Source organism: Lachnospiraceae bacterium oral taxon 500, assembly GCA_002999035.1.
Classification (GTDB): Bacteria; Bacillota; Clostridia; order Lachnospirales; family Vallitaleaceae; genus W11650.
This window is the reverse complement of sequence record CP027241.1, coordinates 230,212-246,220: the sequence shown is the minus strand read 5'-3', so window position 1 is coordinate 246,220 and position 16,009 is coordinate 230,212. Positions and strand designations below refer to the sequence as shown.

Below are 16,009 nucleotides of genomic sequence, written 5' to 3'. Positions count from 1 at the left end.
GGGGAAATGAATTTTGAAAATAGACCGGGAAAGCAAAGGCTAGATCGATTTGATTCTAAAAGAATTAAACAAAGATATGTTTCTGTAGTGACACCTTATTATAATGCATCAAAATATATTATGGAAACAGCAAATAGTCTTTTGAATCAGACATTTCCTTTTTTTGAATGGATTATCGTAAATGATGGAAGTACATCTAAACATGAGTTAGAGGTGCTTGCAAAGCTTGAAAATATAGATGATAGAATAAGAGTATATCATCAAGAGAATAGTGGTGCTTCCAAAGCTAGAAATTATGGAATATCAAAGAGTCAAACAGAATATATAGTTTTTTTGGACGCAGATGACCTTATAGACCCTTTGTATTTGGAGTATACATTTTTAGGAATATATACTAATCAAGAAGCATCGTGGACTTTTACTAATTCTATAGGTTTTGACAAGCAGGAATATTTATGGGAACCAGAATTTTCTACAACGAAAATGAAGGAAGAGAATATTTTAAGTTATATTGGGTGCATAAAAAAAACAGTGTTTCAAGATAAGGATATGTATGATGAAAATAATAAAAATCTTTGGGAGGATTATCAGTTTTGGTTAAAGGTTTTATCGAAAGGACACCGACCAATTCAAATTAAAAAGCCTTTTTTCTGGTATCGTCGTCTTGATTCCGGAGAGTTATCAAAAATCGAAAAAAATCCGGAATTGAAAAAAGAATTAAAAAAAAGAATAAAAGCGCTTGCAATGAATGTGCCGGATAATGTACTGGCAATTGATTTCTTGCTTCGGCATGAATTAGAATTTACAGAACCGGTTAAATGGGAAATCAGTCAAAAATTTCCATTAATTAAAAAAGAAAAATATGTTCTGTTAATGATTCCTCATCTTGAAATGGGGGGAGCGGATATATTTAATTTAGATTTAGTCAAAACTCTTGTAAATAATGGGTATAAAGTTGCACTTATTACCACCGAGAAGAGTGAAAACTTACTGGAGAGTAGGTTTAAAGAAATTACAACTGAAATATATACATTATCAAGTTTTTTAAATGTAAATCATTACATTTCGTTTATCCACTATTTAATAGTAACAAGGGATATAAAGGTTGTTTTCAATATCAGTAGCTTTTATGGATATTATGCCTTGCCTTGGATTAGAAAAGAATTTTCGGATATATATATTTATGACTATATCCATGCCGATTCGAAGTATTGGAGAAATGGTGGATATGCAAGGTTATCATCAGTATTTGACAGTGTAATTGACAAAACCTGGATTGCTAATCGGACTACGTTAGAAATAATGGAAGAAGATTATAACAAACGAAATAACAATACACAAGTATGTTACATTGGTACAGATACAGAATACTTTAATCCTCATTTGGGAGATGAGAAAAAAATAAGGGAAAAATACAAGATTCCAAACGGGAACAAAGTGGTCTTGTTTTTATGCAGAATTAATCCTGAAAAAAGGCCGTTTTTGATGTTCGATATTGCCGAGAAGCTTTTAGCTCAGCATAAAGATATGTTTTTTTTAATTGTAGGGGACGGAGAAAATTATGATTTATTGCATGATAAAATTAAGAAAAGTTCTTTTTCTAATCGCTTTATTTTAACTGGGGAACAAAAAAATACAAGGGATTTTTATGCAATTTCAGATGTTCTGCTAATTACTTCTTTGAAGGAAGGATTGACATTAACGGCTTTTGAAGCAATGTCCATGGGACTTCCGGTGATTAGTTCTGATGTGGGTGGACAAAAAGAACTGATTAATTCAGAACGAGGAGAACTTATTCCTTGTTTGCAAGATGAAGCGAAAGATTTATTTAATTATGATTATTCAGCAGAAGAGATTAATTTATATGTAATTGCAATTAATCGAATACTATATAATTCAGCAATAGATAAAAATGGACTAAGAGATTTAATTATTAAAAATTATGATAAGTATATAGGGTTAAATAGTATTTGCTCTGAAGTGAATGCGGTGTATGATAAGATGGTAGAACACTCTAATAAGTTTGTGGGGGACAGCCGAATAATTGATGAATTAGTTACAATTTTTTCGGCTTATCAACAAAAAGAAGAGGTTGCCAATAGATTATGGTTAAATAAACTCCGCATAGAGGATATTCTTAATAATAAGGAACTTTTTGCAGGAAATGGTAGTAGTGCTGAACTTCGGCTGCAAGAAATTTATAGTATGAGATCGTGGAAAATGATAGAAAAATACCAAAGATTTATGAATAATACTGCAGTAGGCAAAGTATTAAGTAAAATCCGAGATGGAATCCGAGGAACAAAATAATGAAGCGGTTACTAAATAAAAATACCCTAAAAGAAATGCTGCGATATGCTTTTTTTGGAGGGGTTACAACGATTCTGAATTTGCTGATGTATTACTTCATGGTAGAACTTGATATGAATTATCTGATTGCCAATGTATTGTCTTTTGTGATTGCGGTAGTTATTTCCTATTACTTCAATAAAAAATGGGTATTTATCGAAAAAAGGTCAAGGGCCAGGAAAAACGAATTTATTCGCTATGTTTTGGTAAGGGCTTTTTCCATTGTACTGGACTCGCTTTTGCTTTATATTGCTGTGAGCTGTTTGAGACAGGATAAGATGCTGAGCAAAGTATTTATCAGTGGCGGAATTATATTGGCGACATATATGCTGAATAAAATATATGTATTTGAGAAAGGGAAAAGGAATGAAGAAATACATTAAGCTACTTAGGATAAAGCATTATATTAAAAATATATTGGTATTTGTTCCGCTGGTATTTGCGAATAATCTGTTTGATATTCCCAAAGTTATTCAGGCAGGGATTGGTTTTTTTCTTTTTAGTCTGATTTCGTCAGTAGTATATATTTTTAATGATATTAAAGATATTGAGAAAGACAGACAACATCCAACCAAACGATTTCGGCCGCTGGCCAGTGGAGAAATTAAGATAAAAACAGCTAGAGCGATAGCGTTCCTTTTGCTGGCGGCGGTTTTGGGTATTAATGTTCTTATTGTTCACCATAAGGTGCTGCCATTGGTTGTTTTAATGGTATATTTGGCATTAAATATTGCTTACAGCAGTTATCTTAAAAATTATCCCATCATAGACGTTCTTATTTTAGCCTTTGGCTATATTTTGCGGATTTATTTTGGGGCGGTGTTAGTGGATATTACAGTTTCGGCTTGGCTATATTTAAGTATGATGTCATTATCGTTCTTTTTAGGTTTTGGCAAGCGTAGGAACGAACTGCTAAAAAGGGGGATGACGCATCGGCTGGTTTTGAGATATTACCCAAAGGAATTTTTGGACAAAGTAATGTATATGTTCTTGGGAACGACCATGGTTTTTTATTCCTTGTGGTGCGAAAGTGTAGTTAAGATTTATGGTGATGTTGTTTTACTTTCGGTACCGATTGTGATTATAACGGTTTTGAAGTATACGCTGATTATTGAAAGCGATTCCGACGGTGATCCGGTAGAGGTTATTTTATCGGATAAAACTATAATGAGTCTGGGAATTATTTATGCGGCTTTAATGCTGTATGTGCTATATGGAAGGTAAATAGTTTATGGAAATATATGTGTATGATTTTGACGGAACAATTTATCGGGGTGACAGCAGCGTGGATTTTTTTCTGTTTACTTTTCAGCGGCATCCGTTTAGCATTATAAGGATTTTGCCGAGCTTAATGGTGGCGTTCCTTCAGTATTTTTTGAAAAAAATAAAGAAAGAGCAATTGAAAGAAATATTTTTCTCTTTTTTGAAGTATATTCCAAATACGATGGAGCATGTTGAAAAATTTTGGCAGCAGCATTTAAGAAAAATAAAGAAATGGTATTTAGAGAAAAAAGATCATTCAAAAGATGTGATTATATCGGCATCGCCGGAGTTTTTATTGGAAATTCCAAGCCGAGAAATGAAGATTTATAAGCTGATTGCCAGTAAAGTTGATTCTCATAGCGGCCATTTTTTATCGCCGAATTGCTATGGGAAAGAAAAAGTGGTAAGATTAAAAGCGGAATGCCCGGAAGCGGAGATAAAAGAATTTTATTCGGATACTTATTCGGATCGATACTTAGCCGAAAAAGCGGAAAGTGCGTATTTAATAAAAGAGGATAAAAAAATAAATTTTTGGGGAAAGGAATAGACAAATGTATAAAGTTGATAGATATAAACTTGCATCAATGCTGTTGACTTTTTTTTCTATGACAGTCGTTGTTACTGCAATTTTTTTGCTGGCTGGAATTAGTGTGAGTATATGGAATATTCTTTTTGCGAGCACGGTTACGGCGAGTATTTTTTTGTATAAAGATAATGATTTTAAAAAGACAATATTTCATTTAGTTGTGGTGGCGGCTATTATTGTATTGATAACATTATTTAGTAGTTCGGTTTTTGATCAAACATGGGATGGGGCCGCTTATCATAAGCAGGCTATTGGTTTTTTGAAATATGGATGGAATCCGGTGTATCAGGCCAACACGGTTTTTAATGAATTGTCTCATAATATTCAAATTCCTAGACACAATCCAATGCTTTGGGCAGAAGCATATCCCAAAGCGACTTGGTATTTCAGCGCTTCGATTTATGCGCTTACCGGGAATATAGAATCGGGAAAGATGTACCACTTGTTGTTTGCGCTGATTACATATTTATTCTTTTCGGAATTTTTAATCAGAAAAGGTTTAAAAAAATATCAAGCTATTTTGAGTTCTTTAGTTATAGCCTTAAATCCTGTTGTATTGGCACAGTTTTGTTCATATTATTTGGACAGTGTTGTAGTCTGTAGTTTAATGCTAATTATGCTATTATTTATGCAAGTTTTTGAGGGGCGAGATCAAGCAAAGAATTGGCTCAATTTATCTTTTTTGATGATAATAGGATGTAATTTAAAATTTTCAGTAGGACTGTTTGTAGCAACATATGCTATTATTTTTATTCTGTATTATTGTTATAGGGAAACAAATAAACGAAAAGTGGGGGGAAGGTTTCTAATATTGGCTTTTTCGGCATTTATGGCAGTGGGTGTAGTTGGAGTTTCACCATATTTAACTAACCTATTAAGATATCAAAATATTTTTTATGGTTTCATTGGGGAACAGGGATTTATGACAAAAGACCTTGCAGGGCAATATTTTGGAATTAAGGGACTGAGTGATCCCGTTATGTTTTTTCTATCATTGATAGGAAGAATGAGCCATGGAAATCTGACACAAATAGGAGATTTGGTTAAGATACCATTTACTTTTAAAATGGAGGAATTGAATTATTATTACTATGTAGACCCTAGAGTTGGAGGGTTAGGTGTATTTTTTAGTGGTATATTTTTTCTGAGTATTATTGTATGGGCTTTAAAAAGAAAACAATGGAGAAAAGAATTTAGTGATACAAAAGATAAAATGCTGATTGTGGAAATATTTTCATGGATATCTTTTATAGAAATGGCATTTTTACCAACATCGTATAATACCAGATATATCGGACATATCTATATATTATTTTTTATTTCACTTTTTATATTGTTTAGTTTGGAAAATAAATTGAAAAATAAGATTTCAAATTATATCGGAATATTTATTTGCGTTATGGGAATTCTAAATACAGCGCCGTATGTTCCGGTAATGCTTCATAAAATTGATGCAGCTACAGATATTAGAGCGATTTTGAATTATATGAAAAATAGAAGTCAAGAAGGAAAAAAATATCAGGTTTGTTTTTATGTGGATGATTTTAGTGGAATGAATTATAATTTAATGGATAAGGATATCAACTATGAATTAGTTTTAAGAGAACAGGTAGATGAAACATTTCAATTGACATATGCAAATTGGTTATATTATAAGGAACTACCATAAAGAGTTGTGGAAAGGAGCAAAATGGATTCAAAGTTCGTATCTATAATTGTTGGAGAATATAATTCAGAAAGCTTTATTGAAAAGAATGTAAGATCGTTACTAAATCAAACATATAAAAATATTGAGATATTGCTTTATGATGATGCTTCAACTGACTCAACGCGAGAAATAATGAAAAAAATGCAAACGGAATTTCCAGATAAAATTCGAATATTTTATTCAGATGAAAACAAAGGAGTGGGCTATGGCAGGAACTATTGCTTACACCAAGCCAAAGGAGAATATATCTTATTTATGGATCATGATGACTATATTCATGATTCTTATGTAGAAAGGGTACTTAAATTTGCAGAAAAAAATCCGAAGTACGATATTGTGTATACGGGTTTTACCAGTGTTGATGATACTGGCAAAATCCGATATATTAGGCGATTTAAAAATAAAGAAATGGCCTTACGTCAAAGTATTCCGTTATTTGCGAAACTTTATAAAAGACAATTTTTGATAGAGAATCAATTAAAATCTTGCGAAGGCAGGGTCATTGAAGATATTTTGTATCAAGGTGGTTTGGAAATCAGCACTCCGAATATTATAGTATATGATTATCCTTTTTATTACTATGTATTTAACAGAAAATCTATTAAAAATACTGTTTTTCTAAAATTTCAAGAAGGAATTTTAGAAAAAAGCTATAAATACTTAAAGGGAATTAAGCAAAAAAAGGCGTTGACACAAGAACAAAAACAGGTGATTTCATATTATAGTTTTTATTTTACTTGTTGGTATTTATTAAAGACAGGAGCGTATGTCAAAGAAGAGGATATGAATCAAGAGTATTTAAAGGCTATAAAAGTATTGGAAGATGATTTTTGTGAATTTATTCACAATCCATATATATCTTTATTTCGGCCGAAAGGCTCTAAAGTTTTAGTTCGTGGAGTGCTGTTCTTTATATATGCACTATATAGGATGAGATTACTTGGATATTTTTTTAGATTTTATGCAAAGAAAGGAGCGTTTTTCCGAAAACTTTGGCCGGAATTATAAAAAGATAAAAGTTTATTTCTTGCGGAAAGAGAGAAAAAATGGAGATAAAGAATAGAAAGAAACACTTTTACTTTGATTTAGGATTATTTTTCCTAATATATATGGCAATTTTGATTACCATTTCTATGTTGCTGTTTTTTATTGGCATTACAATTGGCCCGGCGCATACTTTGATTTCGCTGTTGCTGACGATACTGAGTTTTAAAATGCTAAAAAAAGAAAACATCTTGCAAATCACGATTATTAGCATAGTCATAGCATGTCTGTTTATTATGATTTCAGGGAATGTGATTGATACCTCGTATGACGGCAATGCATATCGAAAACCGATGGTGGGTTTGTTAAAAGAGGGCTGGAACCCAGTTTATGAAACACCGGAGGAATTTAATGCAAAGTTGGGGAGTTTGCCAAGAGTAATAGGGAAAGATGAATGGAAGTGGATAGAATTTTTTCCTAAAGGAATGGCTATTTTTGGGGCAAGTATATATGCTATAAGTCAAAATATAGAATGCGGAAAAGCGTATCATTTTATAACTATGTTTATGATTTTTTGCTTTTTTTATGATTATGTGAGAACAAGATATTTTAATAGAATATCAAGTTTTCTAATAGCACTAATTACAATGTTAAATCCTGTTGCTCTTACTCAACTTCGGACATTTTATGTGGATGCACCATTGAATAATATGGTAATAGTAAACTTGATATTTATTATTATGCTTTTAGATGCAAAGTATATCGAGATTAAAAAAGAGGAAGTGCTAAATGCTGTCGGATTGAGTATTATAATAGGAATAAATACTAAATTTAATGCCCTTTATTCAATGGGAGTCATTTGCTTAATCTTTTTTGGGATAGTTTTTTGGAAAGAACGAAAAAAAGAAGCAATTTGTGTTTTAAGTAGTTTTAAGATTTTTATGACACTAGCTATTTATACATTGTTAAGTATTATTTTAGTGGGTTTTGCGCCATATGTAACGAATTACTTGCGGTGGAAAGAAATTTTGCCGGGAGTGATAGGAAATACTTTGGGATATATGTCTGGAAGCTTTGCCACATCAACAGATGGGTTTAATACTCCTCAAATATTTTGGGCATTATTATTTGGAAAAATGGGAGATTTTTGGAGTGAAACTCAATTACCGTTAAAAATTCCATTTACGTTTTCAATCAGGGAAATAGTATCTTATTACATTCATGCTCCACATTTTGGGGCTTATGGAGTCCTTTTTAGTGGACTATTTATTATAAGTGTAATTATATTAGCAGTGATTATTTATCAGAATAAAAAATATATAATAAATGATTTCTTTTATAAGACTTCTATTGGAATTTTAGGGTTGATTTTTATTCAATGCAGTTTAACGCCTTTAGGAGCAGGAGGGCTTAGATATGTCGGCTATTTTTATGTTATAATTCCGTTGTCAGTTCTTTTAATATTGGGAAATATTAAAAAGAATTCCCGAAATATTTTAATGAAAATTATTGCAGGAATCTTTATTGTAGGAATATTTTTAAATATTATCCCTTGGGCAAAGGTATTTACAGACATATATAAAGAAAGCATAAAGACTAATAAAGATTTCAGCATTATTTCCCAAAATGCATTTGAAAATGATAAAATACTGGAAGTGGGCTTTGTTCGAACTCCGGAGGAAGGGTGCAGTGGATATCTATATAATTTAAAGGATTATGGAATTAAATGTGGTAAAATAGTTAAGACCAGTGATCAATCCGATAAACCCATTTACTATACTTGCGGATGGCAGATAAGTTTTTATTTAGAGGATTTTTTAAGGGAATAAAAAAGGTGAAATAGTTTATTTGAAAGCTGAAATTAGGAAGGAAATAAGTGGTGATATGAAAAAGATTAGCGTGGTTATTCCATGTTATAAGGAAGAAAAAAGTATCCAGTTGATGTATGAGAGATTAGTAGCAGTTTTTCAAAATGAGTTAACAAAATACGATTATGAAATTTTCTTTGTAGATGACTGTTCACCGGATAATACATGGCAGGAAATTGAAAAGGTATGCGCTTTTGACAGAAAAGTTAAAGGAATTCGCAATGCTAAAAATTTTGGCTTTTCAAGGAATGTTTTTTCAACTTTTTTACAAGGCAGCGGAGATGCCACCTTTATGTTGTTTGGTGATTTACAGGATCCACCAGAATTATTACCGGAGTTTGTAAAAAAGTGGGAAGAAGGCTATAAAGTTATCATTGGTCAAAAATATAGCAGTTCAGAAAATCCATTGCTGTACTTTTTTAGAACGATATATTACAAACTAATCAGGAAAATGGCCAGTAATCAACAAATTGAACATTTTAATGGTTTTGGCCTGTATGATCGGGTTTTTGTAGATACTATAAGGAATATAGAAGACCCGGTTCCTTATCTTAGAGGAATTATATCGGAATTTGGCATGAATATGTATATTATGAAATACCACCAAGCCAAAAGCGAGAGGGGCTCGTCCGGTTTTAATTTTTTTAAGTATTATGATGAAGCCATGATAGGAGTAACCTCATATACAAAGCTATTGATGCGGGCGGCTACTTTTGTAGGAATGATAATGGGAATAGGAAGTATATTAATAGCACTGTATGTTTTTGTATATAAGCTATTACACTGGGATAGTTATCCAATCGGAACGGCTAGTATTATCATCGGGATTTTTCTTATTGGTGCCGTTCAGCTTTTCTTTATAGGTATTTTAGGAGAATATATTTTGAGCATTAACGCTCGTTTATTAAAACGCCCATTAGTAGTCATTGAAAAGAAACTGAACTTTGATCAGCCGGAAGCTGCTAAGGAGAATAGCAATGCAAAATCAGATGAATGATATCCTATTATGGATTAAATCTCGAAATCAAACCACTAAGGTAGAAATTAGCAAAATCCATTTTGCGGAGTGCCAGGGCTGGTTTTTAGATGAAAAAGATGGTTATATCCGCAATGCGAAGAATACCTTTTTTCAAATTGCTGGTTTGCGGGAAGTCAATCCACAGGGCGAGGTTCTTTTGGAGCAGCCTATTTTATTGCAGGAAGAGATTGGCTACTTAGGGATTATTTGCAGGGATTTTGACGGCGAAACTCATTTTTTGATGCAGGCAAAGATTGAACCGGGCAATATCAATAAGATTCAACTGTCACCAACCATTCAGGCGACAAAAAGTAATTTTACCCAGCAGCATGGCGGGAAAAAACCAGCTTATTTGGATTACTTTATTTATGCTAAAAAAGAGCAGATTATAGTGGATCAAATCCAGTCGGAGCAGTCGTCACGCTTTTGGGGTAAGCGTAACCGCAACATTATCATCAAGATAGACGAAGACATAGAGGTACTGCCTTCGCATAAGTGGATAACTTTGCCGCAGATTAAGGAACTAATGATGGTCGAAAATCTGGTCAATATGGATACTCGGACGGTACTTTCCTGTATTCCTTTTGCGCTGCATGGTGTGGAGCAATGGGTGCCTTTGGGGCTGCCGACGGACTTTTTAAAGAACGCTTGTGTTGGCGATGGGCAGAATCATTTACCGGAGATATATCATTTTATCAATAATTATAAAATGTTTGACAGTCGAAAGCGGCAGCAGACGGCTTTAACGGCATTGAAAGACTGGAGAATAACAGAAGCGGAAATCGCACATAAAAGAGAATATCCGTTTAAAGTGGTCTTTTGCGAAATTGAGATTGAAGGCCGGGAAGTTGTCAAATGGTGTCAGCCTTTATTTGAAGCGGTAGGGAAAGCATTTTTTGGGCTGCTTCGTTATCAAGAGGACGGAACATGGTATTTTGTTGTTAAAGCAGTGCCAGAGGTGGGCTGCTTTGATAAAATAGAACTGGGGCCGACCATTCAGCAGGAAGCGGGAGCGCGAGGAGAGGAAAAAGATTGGATTCGAACCTTGTTCTGGGAAAAGTATCACCAGAGGCAAGGGGTTCTGTTTGACACGATTTTATCAGAAGAGGGCGGAAGATTTTATCATGAGCAGAACCATAATGTAATCATAGAAGTTGATAAGAGGGAGATCGGTATTTTGCCGGCGGGCTACTTTGCGGTTGATCTCCGAACGCTAAACTTATTGACACAGATAAATAATTGTCTTAATATACAACTAAGAAATCTTTTGTCGGTACTGGGAGGAAGGGAAGATGGCCAAAATTAAAATAGGAATTTTAGGAACTTCAGAAATTGCTTTTCGACGTTTCCTGCCGGCGCTAAAAAAAGCAGAAAATTGGGAATATGCCGGTGTAGCATCCAGAGAACTGGCAAAAACAGAGAAATTTGTGCACGAGTTTGGTGGTAAGGGCTATGGCAGTTACGAGGAACTTTTGGCGGACGGAGAAATTGATGCCGTTTATTTGCCGCTTCCGCCGGCGCTGCATTTTGAATGGGCGAGAAAAGCACTGGAAAACGGCAAGCATGTTTTCTTGGAAAAACCGTCAACGATTTCCTATGAGCAAACGCAAGAATTGGTGAGGCTGGCAAAGCAAAAGAATTTGGCGCTGCGCGAGAACTATATGTTTACCGAGCATCCACAACTAAGGGCGATTCAGGCGATGATAGCGGAGGAAAAAATTGGAGAGCTGCGTCTGATTCGCATTGCCTTTGGCTTTCCGCGGCGAGCGGGAAAAGACTTTCGCTATGAGAAAGCGTTAGGTGGTGGGGCTTTGCTGGATTGCGGCGGATATACCGTAAAACTGGCAAGCATTCTTTTGGGCGAAGATACAAAATGTCAATATGTTAGTTTAAATCAAGACACGTTATCCGATGTTGATTTATATGGCTCAGCGGTGCTGGAAAATTCAAAAAGACAAGTGGCGCAAATCAGCTTTGGCATGGATAACGTCTATAAGTGCGAGCTGGAAGTTTGGGGACAGACGGGCAGTATAAAATCACCGCGGGTTTTTACGGCTGGATCGGAACTGGAAGTTGCTTTGGAGATAGAGGAAAAAGGCGAGAAAAAATCGCTTCGAATTCCGGCGGCGGATCAATTTTATGGCTCGATTCTGCGGTTTGAAGGCTGTTTGGCAAATAATCAGCGAAGGGAGAGGGAGTATCAAGAGTTATTGCGGCAGGCGGAGTTAGTGGAAGCGGTGTGGTTGCAAGGGCAAGAAAGGGAAGAAAACGAAAATGAAAATAACAGAACTGGAATTAGCGGGTGTTAAAATTTTAGAACCAAGGTACTTTGAGGACTATCGAGGATATTATACGGAAAGCTATTCGGCCAGAACATTGGCGGAACTGGGGATTAACGCGACTTTTGTTCAGGATAATCACAGTTATACCATTAAGCAAGGAACACTACGGGGAATTCACTTTCAGAATAATCCGAAGCCTCAAATTAAGCTGGTGCGCTGCATTAGAGGCAGAATATTGGATGTGGTAGTTGATTTGCGCAAAGATTCGCTGACGTTTAAAAAATGGCTGGCGGTTGAACTGTCAGCTGATAATCATAAACAAATTTGGATTCCTAGTGGGTTTGGTCATGCGTTTTTGACTTTGGAAGATCACTGTGAGGTTCAGTATAAAGTAACGGAATTTTATTATCCAGAATTTGACCGGGCGATTGCGTGGAACGACCCGGAGATAAATGTAGAATGGGGGATAAAAAATCCGATTATTTCAGAAAAGGACACCAGAGCGCCGAAATTAAAAGATAGTGATGTAAACTTAAATATGGAAAGGAATCTGGTATGAAAAAGGTAATCATTGCAGGAGCCAGTGGCTTTATTGGCAGAGCCTTGACCCAAAAGCTGCTGAAAGAAGATGTCGAAATTTTTGCAGTAGTTCGTTCTAGAGGAGAAATACTGGAATGGCAAGAAAGTACCCAACTGCATATCATAGAAGCGGAATTAAGTGAATATAGTCAATTGGCTGAAAAATATCAGTTTAATGATATAGATGTTTTTTTTCATCTTGCTTGGGAAGGAACGTATGGGGAATATTTTAAAAATTACCAAATGCAGATGAATAATGCGGTATATTCTGGGGATGCTTTAAATGCAGCCATTCAATTTAAAACTAAAAAGTTTATTATGGCGAGTACTATCAATGTAATGGAAGTGATAGATTATTTTGGTAAGTCTGGTATTAAGCCTCGATATACTTGTATTTATGGAGCGAGTAAATTAGCGGCAGAAATGATTTGTAAAACACTGGCCTATCAAAAAGGAATAGAAATGAATATTGCGTTGATTGCGAATTCCTACGGACCTGGTGATCGGTCAAAAACTATTCCAAATATTTTAATATCCAATTTATTAAAAGGGAAAAGTCCTGACTTAGTAGAAGGCGATTTTTTATATGACTGGGTATATATTGATGATATTGTTGCTGGATTATGTGCAATTGCCGAAAAGGGAGAAAATCAAAAAAGCTATTATGTAGGTAACCAGAAGCTTCGCACGTTTAAGGAGATTGCCGGTCAAGTCAGAGATATTTTAGCGCCGAGTGTAGAACTAAGATTTGGCGTATATCCGGATGCTATGGCTTTGGACTATAGAAAAGTTGATATTGGTGCGCTTTATAGGGATACGGGATATGCAGTTGTATCCGATTTTGAGAAAAATATTTTAGAAACAGCAAACTGGGTTAAAACTTTAGACATCAAGATATAATAGGAGCAGAAAATGAAAGAAGCAATTGTTGTCGGAAGTGGCTTTTCAGGTAGTATTTTAGCCAGGAAATTAGCAGAAGCGGATTATAAGGTTAGAGTTATTGAACAAAGACCGCATATTGCCGGAAATATGTATGATTATGTAAATGAATATGGGGTTATGGTGCATAAATACGGCCCGCATCTGATCAATACCAATATGGTACATGTAATTGAATTTTTAGAAAAATACACAGAACTCATTCCCTTTGCCGTTAAATTATTGAGTTTGATAGATGGGAAATATGTTCAACTGCCGTTCAATTATTTAACCATGCAGCAATTAGTTGGTTATAAGCAGGCTTCTTATCTTTTAAATAAAATGCGAACAGAATTTAAAGGCCGCTCTACAGTATCTATCTTTGAGTTGATCCGGCATAAAGACGAGGATATCAAAGAATATGGAACATTATTATATGAGAAGGCCTATAAGACATATACGGCCAAGCAATGGAGTCTTGATCCAGAGCAATTGGATAAAAGTGTTTTGGATCGGGTGAAGATGAGGCTGAATTATGAAGAACGTTACTTAGATGCAGACTTTCAATTTATTCCTAAATATGGATATACAGCACTTTTTGAAAATCTATTAAGGCATCAAAATATAAAAGTTGAATTAAACATAGATGCCTTGGAGCATATTAGTTTTGATGAAGAAAATAAAAAAGTGCTTTATGAAGGGAATAGTGTCGAGAAATTAGTGTTTACCGGTGCAATTGATGAATTATTTAATCTTGAGTACGGGGCGCTTCCCTATCGTTCCTTAGAGTTTGAGTATGAAAGTCAAAAAGCAGACTCTATTTTACCAGCGGATATTTTATCCTGCCCTTCCCCGGATGTGCCATATACCAGAATTACGGAATATAACAAAATAAATGGACAGCCAAAAGGCGAGTATGCTACAATAGCTAAAGAGTATTCTATGCCGTATGATAAAAATGCGGATAGAGGTAATTTACCTTACTATCCGGTGGTTGCCAAAGAAAATCTGGAACTTTTTCAGAAATATACGGATAAAGCTGGTCAATACAGCAATTTATTTTTGTGTGGGCGGTTAGCAGACTACAAATACTATAATATGGATTGGATTATCAACCATACTTTAAAGAAATGGGAAATATTAAAAGAAGAATTAGAAATATCGAGTAGTTTGGTATGAGTGGAAAAGGAATTATCTTAATAAAAAAATATAAGGAAACCATATTATACTTGATTTTTGGGATGCTGACAGTGATTGTTAATATGGTGCTTTTTGCCTTGTTTGATTTTTTAGGGTGTTCTTTATTACTATCGAATTCTCTGGCGTTTGTATTAGCGGTGCTGTTCGCCTATTATACCAATACCAAGTTTGTTTTTGCGGTTGCGTTTACGAAAGCTAATTTTTTACAGTTTTTTGGAATGCGGATTATGACGATTTTGATTGATAACGGTGGCATGCTGCTGCTGGTGCAAATCGGGGCGCATAAATATATTTCCAAAGTAATTGTCAATGCAGTTATTATTATCTTAAATTATATTTTCAGTAAGTTCTATATCTTTAAAAAGAAGGAGAAAATGAAATGAAAGGAATTATTTTAGCTGGTGGAGCAGGTACTCGCTTGTACCCAATTACTAAATCAATTTCTAAGCAAATTGTTCCGATTTATGATAAACCGATGATTTATTATCCGCTGTCAACGCTTATGCTGGCGCGGATTCGGGAAATCTTGATTATTTCGACGGAGCGAGATTTGCCGTTTTATCAAAATCTGTTGGGCGACGGCAGTTCACTTGGCCTGACGCTGTCCTATGCGGTGCAGGCCGCACCGAATGGACTGGCGGAGGCATTTATTATTGGCGAGGAGTTTATTGGCAAGGATAATGTTTGTCTGGTACTGGGCGATAATATTTTTTATGGTCGGCATTTTTCAGAACTTTTATGGAAGTCAGCCGCTTTGGAACAAGGCGCAGTGATTTACGGCTATTATGTGAATAACCCGAAAGATTTTGGAGTAGTTGAGTTTGACAAAGACTGGAATGTACTTTCGCTGGAAGAAAAGCCGGAAAACCCTAAGTCTAATTACGCAATTCCGGGGCTGTATTTTTATGATAATCAGGTGGTTGAGATTGCCAAAAACATCAAACCGTCCGCCAGAGGGGAACTGGAGATTACGGCGGTTAATCAGGAGTATTTGAATCGAAAGCAGTTGAAGGTTGAACTGTTTGGCCGGGGTATGGCGTGGCTTGATACCGGAACCTTTGAAGGACTATTGGAGGCATCCAATTTTGTGCAGACCATGCAAAAAAGAACGGGCTTATACGTTTCCTGCTTAGAGGAGATTGCGTATCTTAGAGGCTATATCACGAAAGAACAGTTGCTTGAGGCGGCGAAAACCTTGGAGAAGTCGGAGTATGGCCAGTATTTAAAGCGAGTGGCTAGGGAAAAATAAACATT

Annotated in this window: 15 protein-coding genes; all 15 read left to right on the top strand. The window is 35.1% G+C overall.

What is annotated here, in order from left to right; translation table 11 throughout:
* The first annotated feature begins 6 nt into the window (after window positions 1-6).
* Genes C3V36_01230 through rfbA form a run of 15 tightly spaced genes read left to right on the top strand, consistent with a single transcriptional unit; the run spans window position 7 to window position 16,004 of the window.
* A complete protein-coding gene (locus C3V36_01230; protein ID AVM68007.1) occupies window positions 7-2,310 on the top strand; it encodes a hypothetical protein in 2,304 nt (767 codons plus the stop codon).
* A complete protein-coding gene (locus tag C3V36_01225; protein AVM68006.1) occupies window positions 2,310-2,732 on the top strand; it encodes a hypothetical protein in 423 nt (140 codons plus the stop codon). The genes C3V36_01230 and C3V36_01225 overlap by 1 nt, the downstream gene beginning before the upstream one ends.
* A complete protein-coding gene (locus C3V36_01220) occupies window positions 2,692-3,573 on the top strand; it encodes a prenyltransferase (protein AVM68005.1) in 882 nt (293 codons plus the stop codon). Before C3V36_01225 ends, C3V36_01220 begins: the two co-directional genes overlap by 41 nt.
* Before the next feature lie 7 nt (window positions 3,574-3,580).
* Window positions 3,581-4,159, top strand: coding sequence for a phosphoserine phosphatase (locus C3V36_01215; protein ID AVM68004.1), 579 nt, complete (start codon window positions 3,581-3,583; stop codon window positions 4,157-4,159).
* 4 nt (window positions 4,160-4,163) lie between these two features.
* Window positions 4,164-5,867, top strand: coding sequence for a hypothetical protein (locus C3V36_01210; GenBank protein AVM68003.1), 1,704 nt, complete (start codon window positions 4,164-4,166; stop codon window positions 5,865-5,867).
* Window positions 5,868-5,888: 21 nt separating this feature from the next.
* On the top strand, window positions 5,889-6,914 hold the full coding sequence (locus C3V36_01205) for a hypothetical protein (protein AVM68002.1): 1,026 nt from the start codon (window positions 5,889-5,891) through the stop codon (window positions 6,912-6,914).
* A gap of 38 nt (window positions 6,915-6,952) precedes the next feature.
* On the top strand, window positions 6,953-8,719 hold the full coding sequence (locus C3V36_01200) for a hypothetical protein (GenBank protein ID AVM68001.1): 1,767 nt from the start codon (window positions 6,953-6,955) through the stop codon (window positions 8,717-8,719).
* Between the two features lie 55 nt (window positions 8,720-8,774).
* Window positions 8,775-9,755 carry a glycosyl transferase gene (locus tag C3V36_01195; GenBank protein ID AVM68000.1) on the top strand — a complete coding sequence of 327 codons (981 nt, stop codon included), beginning with the start codon at window positions 8,775-8,777 and terminating at the stop codon, window positions 9,753-9,755.
* Window positions 9,736-11,082 carry a dNDP-4-keto-6-deoxy-glucose-2,3- dehydratase gene (locus C3V36_01190; protein AVM67999.1) on the top strand — a complete coding sequence of 449 codons (1,347 nt, stop codon included), beginning with the start codon at window positions 9,736-9,738 and terminating at the stop codon, window positions 11,080-11,082. Before C3V36_01195 ends, C3V36_01190 begins: the two co-directional genes overlap by 20 nt.
* Window positions 11,069-12,085, top strand: a complete 1,017-nt coding sequence (locus C3V36_01185) for a gfo/Idh/MocA family oxidoreductase (protein AVM67998.1) — start codon at window positions 11,069-11,071, stop codon at window positions 12,083-12,085. The genes C3V36_01190 and C3V36_01185 overlap by 14 nt, the downstream gene beginning before the upstream one ends.
* Window positions 12,051-12,617 (top strand): dTDP-4-dehydrorhamnose 3,5-epimerase, encoded by a 567-nt coding sequence (rfbC, locus tag C3V36_01180; protein ID AVM67997.1) that lies wholly within the window; start codon window positions 12,051-12,053, stop codon window positions 12,615-12,617. The genes C3V36_01185 and rfbC overlap by 35 nt, the downstream gene beginning before the upstream one ends.
* Window positions 12,614-13,537, top strand: a complete 924-nt coding sequence (locus C3V36_01175) for a hypothetical protein (protein AVM67996.1) — start codon at window positions 12,614-12,616, stop codon at window positions 13,535-13,537. Before rfbC ends, C3V36_01175 begins: the two co-directional genes overlap by 4 nt.
* 12 nt (window positions 13,538-13,549) lie before the next feature.
* Entirely contained in the window at window positions 13,550-14,734 is a 1,185-nt protein-coding gene (gene glf, locus C3V36_01170; GenBank protein ID AVM67995.1) for a UDP-galactopyranose mutase, read from the top strand.
* Complete coding sequence (locus C3V36_01165) at window positions 14,731-15,138, top strand: hypothetical protein (GenBank protein ID AVM67994.1); 408 nt, start codon at window positions 14,731-14,733, stop codon at window positions 15,136-15,138. Before glf ends, C3V36_01165 begins: the two co-directional genes overlap by 4 nt.
* Window positions 15,135-16,004 (top strand): glucose-1-phosphate thymidylyltransferase, encoded by an 870-nt coding sequence (gene rfbA / locus C3V36_01160; protein AVM67993.1) that lies wholly within the window; start codon window positions 15,135-15,137, stop codon window positions 16,002-16,004. The genes C3V36_01165 and rfbA overlap by 4 nt, the downstream gene beginning before the upstream one ends.
* Window positions 16,005-16,009: the final 5 nt, after the last annotated feature.

Coding starts and splice junctions, on each gene's coding strand:
- C3V36_01215 (AVM68004.1), top strand. CDS start 3,581: ATGGAAATATATGTGTATGATTTTGACGGAACAATTTATCGGGGTGAC.
- C3V36_01175 (AVM67996.1), top strand. CDS start 12,614: ATGAAAAAGGTAATCATTGCAGGAGCCAGTGGCTTTATTGGCAGAGCC.
- rfbC (AVM67997.1), top strand. CDS start 12,051: ATGAAAATAACAGAACTGGAATTAGCGGGTGTTAAAATTTTAGAACCA.
- C3V36_01190 (AVM67999.1), top strand. CDS start 9,736: ATGCAAAATCAGATGAATGATATCCTATTATGGATTAAATCTCGAAAT.
- glf (AVM67995.1), top strand. CDS start 13,550: ATGAAAGAAGCAATTGTTGTCGGAAGTGGCTTTTCAGGTAGTATTTTA.
- C3V36_01185 (AVM67998.1), top strand. CDS start 11,069: ATGGCCAAAATTAAAATAGGAATTTTAGGAACTTCAGAAATTGCTTTT.
- rfbA (AVM67993.1), top strand. CDS start 15,135: ATGAAAGGAATTATTTTAGCTGGTGGAGCAGGTACTCGCTTGTACCCA.
- C3V36_01205 (AVM68002.1), top strand. CDS start 5,889: ATGGATTCAAAGTTCGTATCTATAATTGTTGGAGAATATAATTCAGAA.
- C3V36_01165 (AVM67994.1), top strand. CDS start 14,731: ATGAGTGGAAAAGGAATTATCTTAATAAAAAAATATAAGGAAACCATA.
- C3V36_01220 (AVM68005.1), top strand. CDS start 2,692: ATGTATTTGAGAAAGGGAAAAGGAATGAAGAAATACATTAAGCTACTT.
- C3V36_01225 (AVM68006.1), top strand. CDS start 2,310: ATGAAGCGGTTACTAAATAAAAATACCCTAAAAGAAATGCTGCGATAT.
- C3V36_01200 (AVM68001.1), top strand. CDS start 6,953: ATGGAGATAAAGAATAGAAAGAAACACTTTTACTTTGATTTAGGATTA.
- C3V36_01210 (AVM68003.1), top strand. CDS start 4,164: ATGTATAAAGTTGATAGATATAAACTTGCATCAATGCTGTTGACTTTT.
- C3V36_01230 (AVM68007.1), top strand. CDS start 7: ATGAATTTTGAAAATAGACCGGGAAAGCAAAGGCTAGATCGATTTGAT.
- C3V36_01195 (AVM68000.1), top strand. CDS start 8,775: ATGAAAAAGATTAGCGTGGTTATTCCATGTTATAAGGAAGAAAAAAGT.